The organism is Acrocarpospora corrugata, assembly GCF_009687845.1.
Lineage (GTDB): Bacteria > Actinomycetota > Actinomycetes > Streptosporangiales > Streptosporangiaceae > Acrocarpospora > Acrocarpospora corrugata.
In genome coordinates this window covers 1-15,239 of the sequence record NZ_BLAD01000130.1, presented here as the reverse complement: position 1 = coordinate 15,239, position 15,239 = coordinate 1, and the positions used below count along the sequence as shown (strand labels likewise).

General features: G+C 64.0%; 11 protein-coding genes. 4 read left to right on the top strand and 7 right to left on the bottom strand.

Translation table 11 applies throughout. The annotated features are described in order from the left end of the window. The 4 genes from Acor_RS40385 to Acor_RS40370 form a co-directional block, all read left to right on the top strand. Positions 1–236, top strand: a 236-nt coding sequence (locus tag Acor_RS40385; RefSeq protein WP_170317349.1) for a transposase family protein, incomplete at its 5' end; no start/stop codon positions are given. Positions 237–574: 338 nt separating this feature from the next. Then, entirely contained in the window at positions 575–8,032 is a 7,458-nt protein-coding gene (locus Acor_RS40380) for a DNRLRE domain-containing protein (RefSeq protein ID WP_155342047.1), read from the top strand. Positions 8,033–8,255: 223 nt separating this feature from the next. Further along, positions 8,256–8,828, top strand: coding sequence for an SMI1/KNR4 family protein (locus Acor_RS40375; RefSeq protein ID WP_155342046.1), 573 nt, complete (start codon positions 8,256–8,258; stop codon positions 8,826–8,828). Positions 8,829–8,852: 24 nt separating this feature from the next. Continuing rightward, entirely contained in the window at positions 8,853–10,292 is a 1,440-nt protein-coding gene (locus tag Acor_RS40370) for a hypothetical protein (protein WP_155342045.1), read from the top strand. A 521-nt stretch (positions 10,293–10,813) separates the two neighbouring features. Here Acor_RS40370 and Acor_RS40365 read toward each other — a convergent pair. The 7 genes from Acor_RS40365 to Acor_RS40335 all read right to left on the bottom strand — a co-directional run. Continuing rightward, positions 10,814–11,221 (bottom strand): integrase core domain-containing protein, encoded by a 408-nt coding sequence (locus tag Acor_RS40365; RefSeq protein WP_218034808.1) that lies wholly within the window; start codon positions 11,219–11,221, stop codon positions 10,814–10,816. Between the two features lie 67 nt (positions 11,222–11,288). Next, the gene (locus tag Acor_RS40360) at positions 11,289–12,350 is read right to left on the bottom strand and encodes an integrase core domain-containing protein (protein WP_155342044.1); all 1,062 of its coding nucleotides are present in this window, start codon (positions 12,348–12,350) and stop codon (positions 11,289–11,291) included. A 45-nt stretch (positions 12,351–12,395) separates the two neighbouring features. Further along, on the bottom strand, positions 12,396–12,560 hold the full coding sequence (locus tag Acor_RS40355) for a hypothetical protein (RefSeq protein ID WP_155342043.1): 165 nt from the start codon (positions 12,558–12,560) through the stop codon (positions 12,396–12,398). Next, entirely contained in the window at positions 12,560–12,979 is a 420-nt protein-coding gene (locus tag Acor_RS43860; protein ID WP_218034807.1) for a hypothetical protein, read from the bottom strand. Before Acor_RS43860 ends, Acor_RS40355 begins: the two co-directional genes overlap by 1 nt. Before the next feature lie 368 nt (positions 12,980–13,347). After that, positions 13,348–13,641, bottom strand: coding sequence for a hypothetical protein (locus tag Acor_RS40345; protein WP_174876266.1), 294 nt, complete (start codon positions 13,639–13,641; stop codon positions 13,348–13,350). 156 nt (positions 13,642–13,797) lie between these two features. Beyond that, positions 13,798–14,160 carry a hypothetical protein gene (locus Acor_RS40340; RefSeq protein WP_155342042.1) on the bottom strand — a complete coding sequence of 121 codons (363 nt, stop codon included), beginning with the start codon at positions 14,158–14,160 and terminating at the stop codon, positions 13,798–13,800. After that, the coding region (locus Acor_RS40335; RefSeq protein WP_218034806.1) for a polymorphic toxin-type HINT domain-containing protein at positions 14,153–15,239 on the bottom strand (1,087 nt) is incomplete at its 5' end. The genes Acor_RS40340 and Acor_RS40335, both read right to left, overlap by 8 nt.

Here is a 15,239-nt window from a genome sequence, read left to right as displayed (position 1 = left end):
TCCACGTGTTCACCGATGATGAGACAGCGCGGGGGTGCCCGGCGTGCGGGGTGCTCGCCACCCGGGTCAAGGAATGCGCGCTCACCTCACCACGGGACCTGTGCGCGGGCGGCGAGCCGATCACGCTGCTGTGGCACAAGCGTCGCTGGGTGTGCCGGGAACGCCTGTGTTCCCGCGGTTCCTTTACCGAGCAGACCCCCAGGTCGGCGCCGGGATGCGGACGACCGGGCGATTAAGGCGGGCCTGTGGGCGCGCCGTGGTGGACGGCGGGCGCACAGTGATGCAAGCCGCCCGTGACCATCGCCCGTCCTGGCCGGTGGCCATGCGTGAGATGCGCGCTTACGCCGCGCAGGTCGTGCCCGAAACCATTGGTGCCACGGACCCGTAACTAACCTACCTTACCCGATATAGAGAATGATCTTTACTTACATTATGGGATATGCGATGATCACTCCGTTTTGATACATACGTTCGAACGGTCGGAGTGGACACATCACCAAGTAAGTGGAGTTCAACCACCCGAACGCGCCGTCGCGCCGCCCTAGTCGCGGCTCTGACACTGCCCCTGTCGTTGATGAGCGCCCCGGCGATCGCCCAGGACCCCCCGTCAGCAACCTCTCCGTGGCCGAGCATGGCGGATCTCGCCTCCGACAAGCTCTCCACCACGGTCGAACCTCCTTCCTCGGGGAGCCGTACCGTTGACAAGGTTTTGGAGGCGGCCCAGACGGCGGCCAAGAAGTCCGGCAAGCGTGTCGAGGTGCCGTCGCGCTTCAGCGAGAACATGAAGGTGTGGGCCAACGCAGACGGCAAGACGCTCCACGCCGAACTTCACACCTCGCCCATCCATCTTGAGGTCGAGGGCGAGAACGGCAAGAAGACCTGGAAGACGATCGACACGACGATCGCCGAGCGACCGGACGGCTCGTACTCGGCCACGTTCGTCAAGACGCCACTGACATTCGGCGGCAAGAACTCCACGACCGTCGTCACCGCCGACGGAGCGGAGGGCAAGGCGGTCGTCGGCTGGGGAAGGAAACTGCCCGCGCCGACCGTCGACGGTGACACGATCACCTACCGTGACGCGGTCGCGAAGGGCGCGGACCTGGTCGTCAGAGCCCTGCCCGACGGGTTCACCCAGGAGGTCGTGCTACGGGAGCGCCCGACAGTCCCGCTCACGTTGGCGATGCCGGTGACGCCACCCAAAGGCATGACGTACGGCACCGCGGCTGACGGCAGCACACCGCAACTGAAGTCGGCCCAGGGCGCGGCGAAGAGCCCGCCGCTGAACGTCCAGGCCGTCGACGCGGTCGCGGCCGAGTCATTCGACGCCGGGCGGACCGCGAAGGTCCCGGTCGCCGTCCAGAAGACGGCGGCGGGCACCAGCCTCGTACTCAGGCCGGACCAGGCCTTCCTGTCCCACGCCGACGTGACCTACCCGGTGACGTTGTCCATAGACAGCATCGACGTGGGCGCGGGACTGGCCGGTGACACCTTCGTCGCCAAGAACACCCCCTCGACCAACTACTCCAACGGCTACCTGCGGGTCGGCACCACCTCCACCAGCGCCGACATCGCCCGCGTCTACGCCAGGTTCATCGTCAACGGCACCGATCTCGACAACGCGACCATCCACAACGCCGACTACATGCTCTGGAACTACCGTTCCGGCGGCGCCGGCACGGCGGGTACCAACTGCGGGCACATCGGCAGCGGCATCGTCACCCGCAGGGTGACCTCGCAGATGAACATCAACACGATGACCTGGGGCAGCGGCCAGCCCAGCTACACCACGAACGGCCAGGTCGGCGAGACGTACGGCTACAGCGACACGGCGGGCTGTCCCGGGCCGGGCGAGCTGGTCTACTCGATCGAGGACATCGTGCGGGAATGGGCGAACGGCGCGCCCGACCACGGCCTGGTGATGATGGCCCCCTCCGAGAGCGCCGTAATCAACTGGCGGCAGCACCGCTCCCAGGAGACCGGCACCACGACCGACCGGGAGATGCCCGAGCACATTCCGGTCCTGTTCATCGAGTACACGCCCGCGCGCCGGGAGACGGTTGTCATCGCCAGTCCCACCCTTCTCGGAACCTTCCCCGAGTACGAGGAGGCGGTCGAGCGGTCGATCTACGTACCGGAGCCGGAAGACGGTGATCCGGTGGGCCTCACCCCGGCGGTCGCCGACAAGGTGGAGGCCAAGCGTGGAGGGGAGCCGTATCACGTCAGTTCCGACATGCTCGATCTGGGAGAACCCATCCCGGACAGCGAAGACACGTCAGGTTCTGATGAGGAAGACGTGTTCGCCCCGCGCGTACTGACCCACGAGCCCGCAAGTGATACCACCGAGGTGCCACTCGGGGCGGAGGTAAAGGTCACCTTCTCTGAGCCGGTCGGAGAAACCGCCATCTCGGTCCAGTCTTCGCAGGGTACGACGATCGACGGCACGCTCGTTCCCGACGCGACGCAGACGATCACGACGTTCGCTCCTCAGGAGCCGCTGAGCCCGGGGACCACGTACACGGTCACAGTCTCGGGAGCCATCGACCTGTGGGACAACACGATGGATCCTTATTCGTGGTCCTTCCGCACAGTCGAGCTGACTGCCGGCCAGTGGAAGTTCGATGAGGGCACCGGGACAACCGCAGCCGACTCCTCCGGTAATGATCACCATGCGAGTTTGAACGACACCGCGGCGTGGATTGCCGGGAAGAGCGGGAACGCGGTCTCCAACGTGCCCTCGCAGGCGTTGATCGCCGCCTCTCAGGCGGCAGCCAAGCAGGGTAAGGCCGTCGAGGTCGCTGACGAGACGACGGCGACCAGCATCACGTACGCGCAGCCCGACGGGAAGACGTTCAAGACGGAGATCGCCGCAGGCCCGGTGCGGACCCAACGCGACGGCGCATGGGTGCCGATCGACACCACCCTGGCCGAGCGGGACGGCGTGCTGAAGCCCAAGGCCCTGCGGTCGGATGTTGCGGTGGAAGTTTCCAATGGCGGCGGTGGTCCGTTCGCCAGGATGGCGACCGCTAAGGGCACGTACGCGCTGAGCTGGCCCGCCGACCTGCCCAAGCCCTCGGTGCGGGGTAACGTGGTCACCTACGCTGATGCCGCGGGCGCTGGTGCCGATTTGGTGGTGACCGTGCTGCCGTCGGGTTTCCGTCACGACGTGGTGTTGCGGCGACCGCCGAGCGGTCCGGTGGAGATCAGGATCGGCGTGCACACCGAGGGCTTGACGCTGACCCAAGCCAAGAACGGGCGCTTGATCCTGAAGGATGCCGAAGGCAGGGATGTCGCCGCAGCGCCCAAGCCGGTGATGACGGACAGCAAGTCCGGTAGGGAGCCGGGCCACGGGCGGCCGGGAAAGCTCACAACCGAGCTGGCGACCGAGGGTGGTCGTCCTGTGCTAGTACTGCGTCCGGACGCGAAATTCCTGGCCGATCCGGCCACCAGTTATCCCGTCACCGTGGACCCGACGACGACGCTGCCGGTGCTCTCGGATACGTGGATCGGCAGTTATGGCTCGAACGGTGCGGCTAATCAGGCCAACTCCTTTCTGTGGGTGGGTACCTACAACGTCGGCAGCCTGGGGGTGGAGCGGGCGTATCTGAATTTCAGCACCTCCGCGATCACGGGGGCGAACGTGAGCGCGGCGACGTTGACGTTGTGGCGCAAGGGGTGGGAGGGGTGCGGGGACTCCTCGTCGGGGATCCGGGTGCAGCGGATCACCTCCGCCTGGGACCCGGGCACGATCACCTGGGCCAACAAGCCGGCCACGACCACGGCCGGGGAGCAGATCGCCAGGGATTTCGCCACCTGTTCGGTTCCGGGCGCCATGAGCTGGGATGCCACCGCGTTCGCGCAGGCTTGGGCGTCGGGGACGGCCAACCATGGGCTGATGCTGCGCGGGGTGGATGAGACGGTCACCGGCCGGCCGTACTACGACCGCGGGTTCGACTCCAACGAGGGCGTGACCAAGCCGAGCCTGAGTGTCACCTACACCATTGGCTCGGCTCCAGCTGTGTCCTCGCCCGCGGTGCTGCCGTTCACGACGGTGTCCGGGCAGGTCACGGCGACCTCGCTGACGCCGCAGCTGTCGGCGACCCTCTCCGATGGTGCGGGCGGGCCGCTGACCGGCGAGTTCGAGGTCGAACACGACCCGTCGATGCCCGCGCAGGGGTCGGGCCTGATCTGGTCGGGTTCGGTGACCGGGGTCATCAGCGGTCGGGTCGCGGCGTTGACGGTCGCCCCGGATGAGATCACCGCCGGGTGGCTGGTGCGGTGGCGGGCCCGAACTGTCAATCCGGGCCAGTCCACCTCCTCGGCCTGGACCTCCTGGCAGACCTTACGGGTGAACCCGGCGGCGGCTCCGGCCCCGATCAGTTCCCCGGTCGTGCATTGGAAGCTGGATGAGAATTCCGGCACCACGGCCGGGGACGCCACCGGCGCGGGCCGCTCGGCCACGCTGGGCGGGACCGCTTCCTGGACGCCGGGCATCCTGGGCGGGGCGATGACCGCCACCGGCAACCCCAACTCGGCCGCCACCTCAGGTCCGGTGATGCGCACCGATCAGTCCTATACGGTCTCGGCCTGGCTGAACCTGGAGGACGACGCAAACTGGTATGAGGTCTTCCGCCCGATGGGGAATGCGAAACCGTCGTTCTTCTTCGGCACCGAAGGTGGCACCCAGAAGCGGCTCGAGTTCGTCATCTACAACAACGACACTTCCAGTGCGACCGGGCACGGCGTGTGGGCGGGCACGGTGCCGCTCAAGCGCTGGTTCCACCTGACCGGGGTCTACGACAGGGCCGCCGGAACCACCGGAATGGTCTACCTGTACCTGAACGGGCAGCAGATCGGCTCCAACACCGTCCCCCTCACCTGGAACGCCAACGGCACCATGACGTTGGGCGCGGTCTTCAACGGCAAACTCGACGACATCCGCGTCTACCAAAAGGTCCTGACCCCGGCCGAGATCGCGGCGCTGGCGGCCGGGAGCCCGGCACCGGATCGTACGCCCATGGCGACCCAGCCGCTGGTGACTCCCTCGCAGGTCGTGGAGGGGGTCACGAAGACAGACACGCTTACCCCATCGCTGTCGGCGCTCGTGGGAGAACCCGGCGGCCAGCCCGTACGTGCCGAATTCGAGGTCGAACATGACCCGGCTGACCCTGCCCACGGCACGGGTGGTATCTGGGCGGGCAGCCAGAACAACGTCGCATCCGGCACCCGAGCGTCGGTCACCCTTCCGGCCGGTGCGCTGGCCGACCGGTGGCAGGTCCGGTGGCGAGTACGTGCGGTCCGCGGTGACACTGCCTCGGCGTGGTCGTCATGGCAGACGTTCACCGTGGCCCTGCCTACCCCGGACCCCGACCCGGGAGTTGGCGCGCTGCAGGTGTCGCCATCGCGTACGGTCGGAGGCCAGACCATAACCCCGACGCTGACACCGAGCCTGCAGGCGCAGGTCAGCGATCCGGCCGGCGGCGCGCTGCGGGCCGAGTTCGAGGTGGAGCACGATCCGTCGACCCCGGCGCAGGGCACCGGTCAGATCTGGGCCGGAGATGTCGACAACGTGCCCGTCGACACACAGGCGTCCGTCGCGGTCCCGGCGGACACGCTCACCGACGGCTGGAAGGTGCGCTGGCGCGCCCGCGCGGTCACCGGGAGCGTCACGTCACCCTGGTCAGATTGGCAACAGTTCACCGTCACCCTGCCCAAGCCCGATGTGACCGACCTGTCCCTCACCCCATCACGGACGGTCGACGGCTCCACCTTGGCCTCCAGCACCGAGCCGATCCTCTCGGCCCTGGTGTCCGATCCGGCTGGCGGCGTGCTGCGGGCCGAGTTCGAGGTGGAGCACGATCCGTCGACCCCGGCGCAGGGCACCGGTCAGATCTGGGCCGGAGATGTCGACAACGTGCCCGTCGACACACAGGCGTCCGTCGCGGTCCCGGCGGACACGCTCACCGACGGCTGGAAGGTGCGCTGGCGCGCCCGCGCGGTCACCGGGAGCGTCACGTCACCCTGGTCAGATTGGCAACAGTTCACCGTCGACGTCATCCAGCCCGGCGAGGAACCGCTGGCCCAGACCGACGGACCGGTGATCCACACCGACCAGAATTTCACCGCCGCCGCGTGGCTACAGTGGAGCGACAAGGACGGCGACTACACCGTCGCCGAGCAGCGAGGCACCCACCAGGCACCGTTCCGGCTGGGCAACACCGCCGAGCACGGTCTGGTGTTCACCTTCACCAGCGCCGACGCCACGGACGCGACGATCGAGGGAGTCTTGTCGGAGGTCGAGCCTCCGGTGGATGAATGGTTCCACCTCGCGGCAACGTATGACGCGGCCACACGAACGGCCACTTTGTATCTGAATGGGGCACAAGCCGGGACCGCGCAGTTGTCCTTCCCCGTCTGGGACGCCCAGGCCTCGCTGCGGATCGGCACGGCCATGGTCGGGGGCATCGACGAGGTCGAGGTGTATCAGCGAGCGCTGAGCAGTGCCGATGTCAGCGACTTGTACGCCCGCAGCGTCGGCGTTGCGACTCCGCAGATTTTCCGGTCAGGTAGGGCCAAGACGGCGGCAGTCGCGGCCGTCCCCGTCTACAACTTCGAGTACGGGCACATCAATGTGCAGAGCTGCAAGAACACACCTTTCGTCCAGAAGGGAATGGCCCGCATTCAGGAGGCGCCCTACTTCTCCTGCTGGTCGGCCTATCTCTACATTCAGGACTTCGAAGAAGACCCGATCACGAGAACGCTGAAGAAGTCGGCGACAAGTGGCAACATCTACCGCCGACTAGTCAAGGAGTTCGGCAGCGCGATCTTCGACGACGACGACCGGTTCAGATTCCGGGCCACCTGGGTCATGCACAGCTATCTCGGCGACGCGACCGGCAACGGCATCGTCAGTCCGTGGGGCGACCTGAAACCGCAGGACATGAAGGTATGGGTGCGTCTCGACGAAATGGCAGTCGAGTCCTCGAACGGCGCGGTCAAGTTGTCATCGGCCGAACTGAGGGGCCTGGATATCGGCTTGCAGCTGGAAGCCTCGTCAACCGCGATCTGGGGCGCGGAATGCGAGGTGCGGAGCGGGACCGATGAGACCAAGGACGTCTCCGCATGGTACAGCGATCCCGAATCCGAATTTATCGTGCGGGCGATGCGCCCTGACGACCCGACGAGGAACAACTGGTGCATGATCCTGCCCACGGTCAGGATCTTCGATGATGTGGTGTGGCCGACAAAGCTCTCGCTGTGGAGCCGTTTGTTGTGGGACGAGAACGGCGACGACCGTGGCGTCCGGCGGAAAGGCGACACCGACAACACCATAGTCGGGCTCATGGAAAAAGTGCCAATGTTCCGATGCGACTGGGCGAAGTTCGGCTTCGGAGCGGACGTGCACACTGGAGGGTGCGTCAACTGGGCGGCCAGTCGGGTCTTCGTGATGTCGAAGAGCAAGGACATCCTGTTCCCAGCAGTCATCGATCACATCGAGGAAGCGCTGAATCCGGCAACGAACGCGGCCACATTCCCGCCGCTGCGAGACGGGCACGACTGGGACGAACCTTCCTATCCGCCCACCAAGTTGTTACCCGTGGGCGGGACAAGCAAGGACATCCCGGGGAACTGGGCCGAGCCGTGGAGCGACCCTCTAGTGCGCGTCGCCTCGGAAGCCGAGGCCAAGCAGAACCGTGGCTACTTCTCCAATCGAGAGTTGATGCTGGACGAAGGAACCACCTCTGAACAGTTCTGGCCGAAAACTTTCGGCACGAACTATTGCAAGTACTACATGCCGCAGAAATATCTGCCGCCGTGGCAGATCGGTGGTATTCCTCGAGGGATGGGGAACTCGTGCGACGAGTACCCCTTCGCCAGCACGATACAAGGGGCCGCGGCGGCCGAGGGACATTTCTCGGTACGCGCGCTCAATCATAAGCAGAATGTTGATCACGGCCATGTGCTGCGATCGTTCTATGCGCATTACCGGGTCGGCGGGGACAATCAGTTCTGGGTGTCGATCGAACCCTAGCCCGTAGCTGAGTGAGGGAGGGCCTTTTGACGACCCTCCCTCACTCCTAAGTCGCTCGCCGTCGTGATGCCGACTCCATTCGTGCGTGTCCCGGCGACGTGATGTCGCTGAAACAGCATGCTTGTGCCGGTCTTCTTGGCATCGTCGGTCATCAGCTATTCCCGGTCTCCGCAGGACATTCTATGGTTAGCGTTTCTTGATCACATACCGTAGAATCCGTCCCATGAATGCCCCCGATACTCCCCGCTACCCTTGGGCTGAGCGTCTCCGCACCGCCTGTGCCGGGCCGGATGCTCTTCCGTATCCGCCTGATTGGCTGGGTATGGATCCCGCGAGTGAAGCTGAGATCCGTCAGCAGGAAGAGCGTCTCGGTCGGCGCCTGCCACCGAGTTACCGGCAGTTTCTCCATGTGAGCAACGGCTGGGATGAACAGTCCAGCACCAGTCTTCACCTGTTGCCCATAGCCGAGGTCGGCTGGACTCGCGACGTCGCCCCGCATCTCGCGGAATGGGGTCCCCCGCCGGGCACCCAGATCCGCGAGTTGCCCAGCGATTATTTCTTCGACTACGACGCACCGCAGGACCCGGATCACTTCGAAGTCGGGGACCACATTCCGCACACACTGCATATTTCCGAAGACGTCGAAGGTAACGTCTACCTGCTCAATCCGTACGTAGTCACCTCCGGTGGTGAGTGGGAGGCGTGGTTTCTCGACACCACATCCGCGATCGGCGGGACCCGCTTCCGGTCATTCTGGCATTTGATGGAGGACGCGTTCCGCGGCCATCCGTCCTGACCAGAGATCGGTGTGGTGTCATCCGTGTTTGATTCCTGGATCGGTGCCGTGCGCCGCTATCGATTGGGTGTTCCCGCCATATTTGTCGGGGGCGGGTACGTGGTGGCACTCGTGGTCGCTGCCGTGTCCGTGCTGATCACCGGCGATATACGGATTCTCTGGCGATTGATGCTCATCGTCGAGATCGACGAGGCGTTATTGTCCAGTCCCTTGTCCATGGCGGACGAGGGAGCCACGTGGCCCAAAGTGATTGTCTTGCTCGCGACCGGTGGCCTGTGGGCTTGGGCGCTCTGGCAGAGCCTGCGGGGTCCGGTGGTGGGACGACGGCCGGGGGCGAACCGGAGCGTACGGGTGCTGCGAGGGGTGCTGTACACGCAGGTGGTTTGCTGGCTGGTGTACGCCGCCGTACCGGCCTGGACCTGGTGGGCCGCAGTGCTCGAACCGCTGGTGATGCTCGCGGTCACTGTGGCCTTCCATCCGGTGCTCAAGGGGACCATGGGTTCCTCGGCCAGCCTTGTGCTGTTCGCGGGAGTGTTGAGCAACGTGCTCATAGTGGCGGAGAAGGTGTCCCCCACGCTCGGCTGGCGCGCCGCCCCGACGGCCGACTCCGGTGATGTCATTCTTCTGACGGGGCTGATCTGGATGATCATCATTCTCGTGGCCCAGTGGCAGGACGGCCGTTGGCGGCGCGCGACCATTGGATACGGCATCGCCTCCCTGATCGCGCCGATCGTGCTCCTCCTCGCGGGAATCCCCCTGGGTTTCATTCCTGGCCTTCAGAACGTGTACGGCGAGGCGGTCACCCTGTCCGCCAGCGTGCTGTCGATGATCTGGATAGCTCGGTCCGCCCATGATCTCGCCGACCCGCACAGCCGACCTGCTCCACCGAGACCGCTGCTGTTACCGCTGTCCGCTCAGCCGGGCGGACTCGCTATGACGGCCCGGCTGACCATGGCGGCCCGGCTCGCCGCGTGTGCGGCGCCGATCGTCCCCGCGCTGGTCAATCTGTCTGATGGCCATCTGCTGTGGATCACTCCGCACGTGCCGATGAAGCTGGTGACCCGCCTGGCGGGGGACGCCCTGTCGGGCCTCTGGTGGGCCTTCGAACTCGCCGCCGGAACCGGAGGCGTGGCCGTTCTGGTGTTGATCGCGGCAAATCGGGAAACCCGACGTACCTTCCGGGTGGCCATGACCGCCCTGTTCCTGACCGCCACGGCCGGACTCACCGCCGTCGTGGCAACGACCGCCCTCGGCTTGTTCCTCAACCGCGTCCCATATGGCTTCTTCCGCACCGGATACGCGCCCTTCGGTATCGACCTGGACGCGTTCGCTGGCCGTGGCCTGGGAGTTGAACCGGCCATATCCCCGCTCTGGTTCACCACCGCATGCCTCGCCTCGGCCGCTCTCCTGTGGTGGGCCCGCATCATGCGCATCACCAATCCTGATCACAGCGGGTGCCGTTGACATGAAGCCGGGTGGTCGAGGCGAAGGAGCCCAAGGAGCCTGGCGATCGATGCTTTTGCCGTGCTGGTACGAGGCGTCGCGCAGGCTGTGGGGACTTCCCCCAAGGCCGGGTAGTTGAGGCGCTCATGGCGCTGTCAAGCATGTGCGTTCCCGAGACATGGGAACGGAGACCCAGTAGACAGGTGATCTTCCACAACCATCCGCCGAAGAACTGAATCTCTGTTATTTGCCGAGTCTGCCAGGTCCGTTGTATCCTGCGGGGCTCAATAATGGGATTCGATGTCTGACCTGCCGGTTCTCGGAGGTGTCAGCTGGCGATCTGGTACTCGTTAACGAGGCCGCCGAGGATTGCGCCTGCCGAAAATTTCATCCGTGCAGTTCAGGCAGCATGTGAGTACTCGTGGAGGATTTCGCCGAGCCGGTCTCGCCGACGGATGGTCAGACTCGCGATTCGTTTTTGATCAGTGATCGGTCCGGGACGGGACGCAGCGGAGCTTGTTGGTGCCGAAAACTGTGTCACATCATGCGACCTGGGAATACTCATGGATCAGTCCACCGAGGCGGTCGCGGCGTATCACCCGCGTGGGGCACGTCAAGTCCGTTGCAGGCGGGCGATCGGCTCGCCCATCGGGCGGTGTTTGATTCAGCGTCCGGTGCGGTCTATGTCGGTTGTAATGGTCGACATATTCGGTGAGGACATGCCGCAGATGCCGCCGCCCGACGATCAGCATCCGGTCCAGACACTCACGGCGGACGCTCAAGATCCATCTTTCGGCGATCGTATTCGCCCGCGGTGCCCGCGGCGGGGTGAAGATCGGGCGCACGCCGATCGCGGTGAACACCGCATCGAACGCCGATGTGTATTTGGCGTCGCGATCACGGATCAGGAATTTCCACGCGTCTGCACTGGTCCGTTCCTGCAGGTCCATGAGCAGGTTGCGGTGTACCGCTTCAAAACTCGTACACGCGGCCTGAGCTGGCGTTTCATAGGGTAAGTTACGCGGCTCGGTAGTACTCGTTGATCGCTCCGCTGAGCACCTTCCGGCGCTGAATCCAGCCTTCCAGCGGCACCACAACTTGCTCGTCTTGATCAGGTGGCCGTTGTTGGCGGGACTGGTGCGGTCGATGCGCGTTGTAGTGATCGGCGTACTCTTGCAGGACTGATCGCAGGTGGCGTTCGCCGTAGATCAGCATCCGATCAGTGCATTCGGCTCGTACGGTGCGCACCCAGCGTTCGGCATAGCAGTTGGCTCGAGGCGTCCGCGGCGGCGTCTTCATCACCGAGACACCCTCGCCGGCGAAGATCTCATCAAAGTCGGCGGTGAACTTGGCATCACGGTCACGGATGAGGAACCGGAACGAGCTGGCCCTGTGCCCGAGGTCCATGAGCAGATTGCGGGCCTGCTGGGCCGTCCAGGCGCCCGTCGGATGGGCGGTCACACCCAGGACGTGCACGCGCCGCGTCTCCACCTCCATCACGAACAACACGTACAGACGCTTCAGGAAGACCGTGTCGACGTGGAAGAAGTCGCAGGCCAACAACCCTTTCGCCTGAAGGCGTAGGAACGTCCGCCAGGAGGTGTCGAAGCTTCGGGGAGCCGGACCGTGTCGGCGCGAGCGCAGGATCCGTCTCACCGTCGCTTCACTGACCTGCAAGCCGAGCCGAACCAGCTCACCGTGTACCCGCCGATACCCCCACCTCGGGTTCTCGCGGGCCAGGCGAACGGCGAGATCCCGGACCTCTTTGCTTGTTCCGGGACGGCCATGGCGGTGGGGATAGGTCCACGAGCGTTTGATCAAACGACGATGCCAGGCTAACAACGTGTCCGGGGTGACCAGGCGATGAGCTCGCAGCACCGTCGGTAGGAAGCGGGCCAAGGCCGCCAGGACCGCTCGATCGGCCCAGTCCGGCTTCGGCCGGACGACCTGACGCTTCAACACCGCCACCTCATGGCGGAGCACCATGATCTCGACATCTTTGGACGCCTGACCACGTCCCAGCAACACCAGCCAGCCAAACACCCGAATCAAGATCAGATACAGCAGACGAACCGACACAAGCCCCGATCTTGCCCTACCGCCTTCGCTGGGCAAAACCGCAGATCAAGCACATCGCAACGAGTTATGCAGCAGTACAGGCATCCGGATACCGATGAGCACGGTCTGGATGCCGGCCTCGGCGAGGATCTCGTCCATCAGCGCCGGGAACTTCCCGTCTCGATCACGGATCAAGTAGCGGACCCGGCAACCTGTGTCCTCCAGATCCATCACCAGGTTCCTGACGGCCTGGGCGACCCAGTTCGCGGTCGGGTGGGCGGGGTGCCGAGTACGCGGACGCGTCTGGTGGCGTGCTCGATGACAGCCAGGATGTACTGACGCCGCCCATCAAGAGTGATGGTCTCGATGAAATCGCAGGCCAGCAGAGCCTCGGCCTGGGAGCGCAGGAAGTCGGCCCACGTGCTGGACGCCCGCTCGGGTGCCGGATCGATGCCTTCCTGCTTGCGGATCTCCCATATCGTGGACGGCGCCACCTTGATGCCGAGCGTGACGAGCTCTCCGTGGACCCGCCGGTAGCCCCAGGATGGGTTCTCCCGGACTAGACGCAGGACGAGGGCGCAGATGGATCGGATGGTTGGCGGGCGCCCGCGCCGTTTCGGCGCGCAGGCGCGAGCATGACGCCGTTTCATCAGGTCACGGTGCCAGCGCACAACGGTATCCGGCCGGATGAGGAGCCTCAGCCGACGTAGGACGTCGCGGGGCAGCGGCGCCAGGAGAGCGGCGAGGAAGGCCCGGTCCTCGGGAGCGAATCTCACCCGGGTGTCGGCGCCGAGTTGCCGTTCCAGGATGGTGATCTGGTGAACGTAGGGCGAGAATCTCGATGTCCCTGTCCCGATCTCCCATCGGAAGCAACCGCAACGCCGCGAAGGTTTTCGTGACGGCGAGATAGGCCAGGCGAAGAAGCACGACCGGTCATCCTGCCGCACTGGCTTCCCTACAAGAGCCGAAGCCTGCCTGCAAGAGAAGCACTGCAAGGCTGTGACCTGGACGGATGGAATTATCGGCAGGCGCAGTACCCGATCTCTGCGATCAGCTCGCGGTACCAGCGCAGCAACGTCACCGGGGTGACGAAGAAGACCTCCCACGACGAGCGGGGAAACAGCCGCGACAAGGCCGCCAGCACGACCCGATCCACCGGCTGGAGATCAGGCCGGTTCACCTGACGGCGCAGCACGGCGACCTGATGACGAAGCACCACGACCTCGGCCGCCTTGGCCCGATCACCGCGACCCAGCAGGACCAGGAACTGAAAAACACGTCCGAGAATGAGGTAGAGGGAGGACCAGAACACCGTCAGCAGGATGCCCGAGACCTCATCATGCTCCAGCCACGAACCCCCAGGTCAACCGCTACGGCTGAGTTTCCGCACCCCACACGCTCGCAAGCGACCTCCAGGTCAAAAGCCCCGGCCAAGTTTTCGAGCGCCACAAGCCAAAACCGGTAAAAATTAATTCGATGGAATTTCGAGTATTCCATCGTTAGATATCCGAGGAAGTAGTCTTGAGATTTCCTCGGATTCAACCAAGTCTCGAACAATATCGATCATGGCTGCTACTCCTCTCGATCTGACGACGACCAGATCAGGGGTGCAGAAGTAGCTTCCACCGAGAGATTCTGCTGAGCTTTGTTGGCGATCCATGACGCGAGATATCTCTTCTCTGGTCATCATGAGCGCACTGTATTTCTCACCGCCTGGAAGCGTCACGATAGAGTCTCCAGTCTCCAGGTTCTCGGGATCAACACCGCCCGCGAGCAGGATGTTCACCGTAAACGCGGCCTCTTGCCAGGAGTAGTAGGCATCATCAGCCATAGAGATCATTTAGCCTATTAATCACTTTCTGCTCATTACCCTTGTTCGCCTTGCCGACAATCACAATCTTGTCGCCTACCTTGCGGAAGAATAGACGTGCCCCGTCCCGTGCGCGGGCATACATGACGTCAGTTCCAGCCAGTGACCCATTGCCGATTCCTGGATTCATGTTCCCATTGGCAAGTTGTTCGAATAGGTGATCTAGGCTCTTCTGATGACTCTTTCCAGCCTCCCGTGCGGCACGGACGAGATACGGATCATTGCCGATAGCCGATGCCATCCTAATACAGGCGGAGGTGTTGTGGACAAGAACGTCAGCGCCGCCAACAGCCACATGGTAGGTGTGGCTGTTGGCGACCGCAAGGTTATACACACGCTGATCGATGGCTGTCCACTTGGAGACAGTAGTGACCTCGATGAGAGTTCCGACAGCGGCCTGCAACCACATGCCAGAGCGGATTTGGTCGGCGTTGAACCAGTGGGCTTGCCCAGCGACCCAGAAAGGATGGTGGTCTGTCGCGATGATGATACCGACCTTGTCACCGCTGGGGCCGTCAGTGTCAACATTGATTCGAACGAGGTTTTTTTCTCCTTCGCCAACCATCAAGGCGAGGACAGGCTGGGCTTCAGACTCACCGGTTACTGGATCCGTCGCTATTAGCTGATCGCCGATCTTGATCTCTTCGATCGGCTTATGGGTGCCATCAGCCATTAACACTTGGGTGCCGGGGACGAAGCTGCTGCAGCCGATCTTCTTCAAGGAGGCGACCTTGGCTCTGGCCTTTTTCACCATTTCGAATGAGTTCAGCCAGTTCTTGATGTGTCCGATGCCCTCAGCAATCAAACCGCCGATTTTTCTGGCAAGATCGGCGGCCTCCTTCCACTTCCACGGGAGACCGTATCTCGCCAGCATTCGTGCGGCTACGCCGCCAAGAAGACTGCCGAGGATGTTGAGCGCGGTGTCGCCACAGGCTCCTAGATCACCCTTCGTCACGCAATCGAACGCGTCGGTCAGGCCGAGCTCATCGGAAAGAGTTTTTCCCAGCTCTTTCAGCACGCCAACGAGGGCGTTCCAGTAG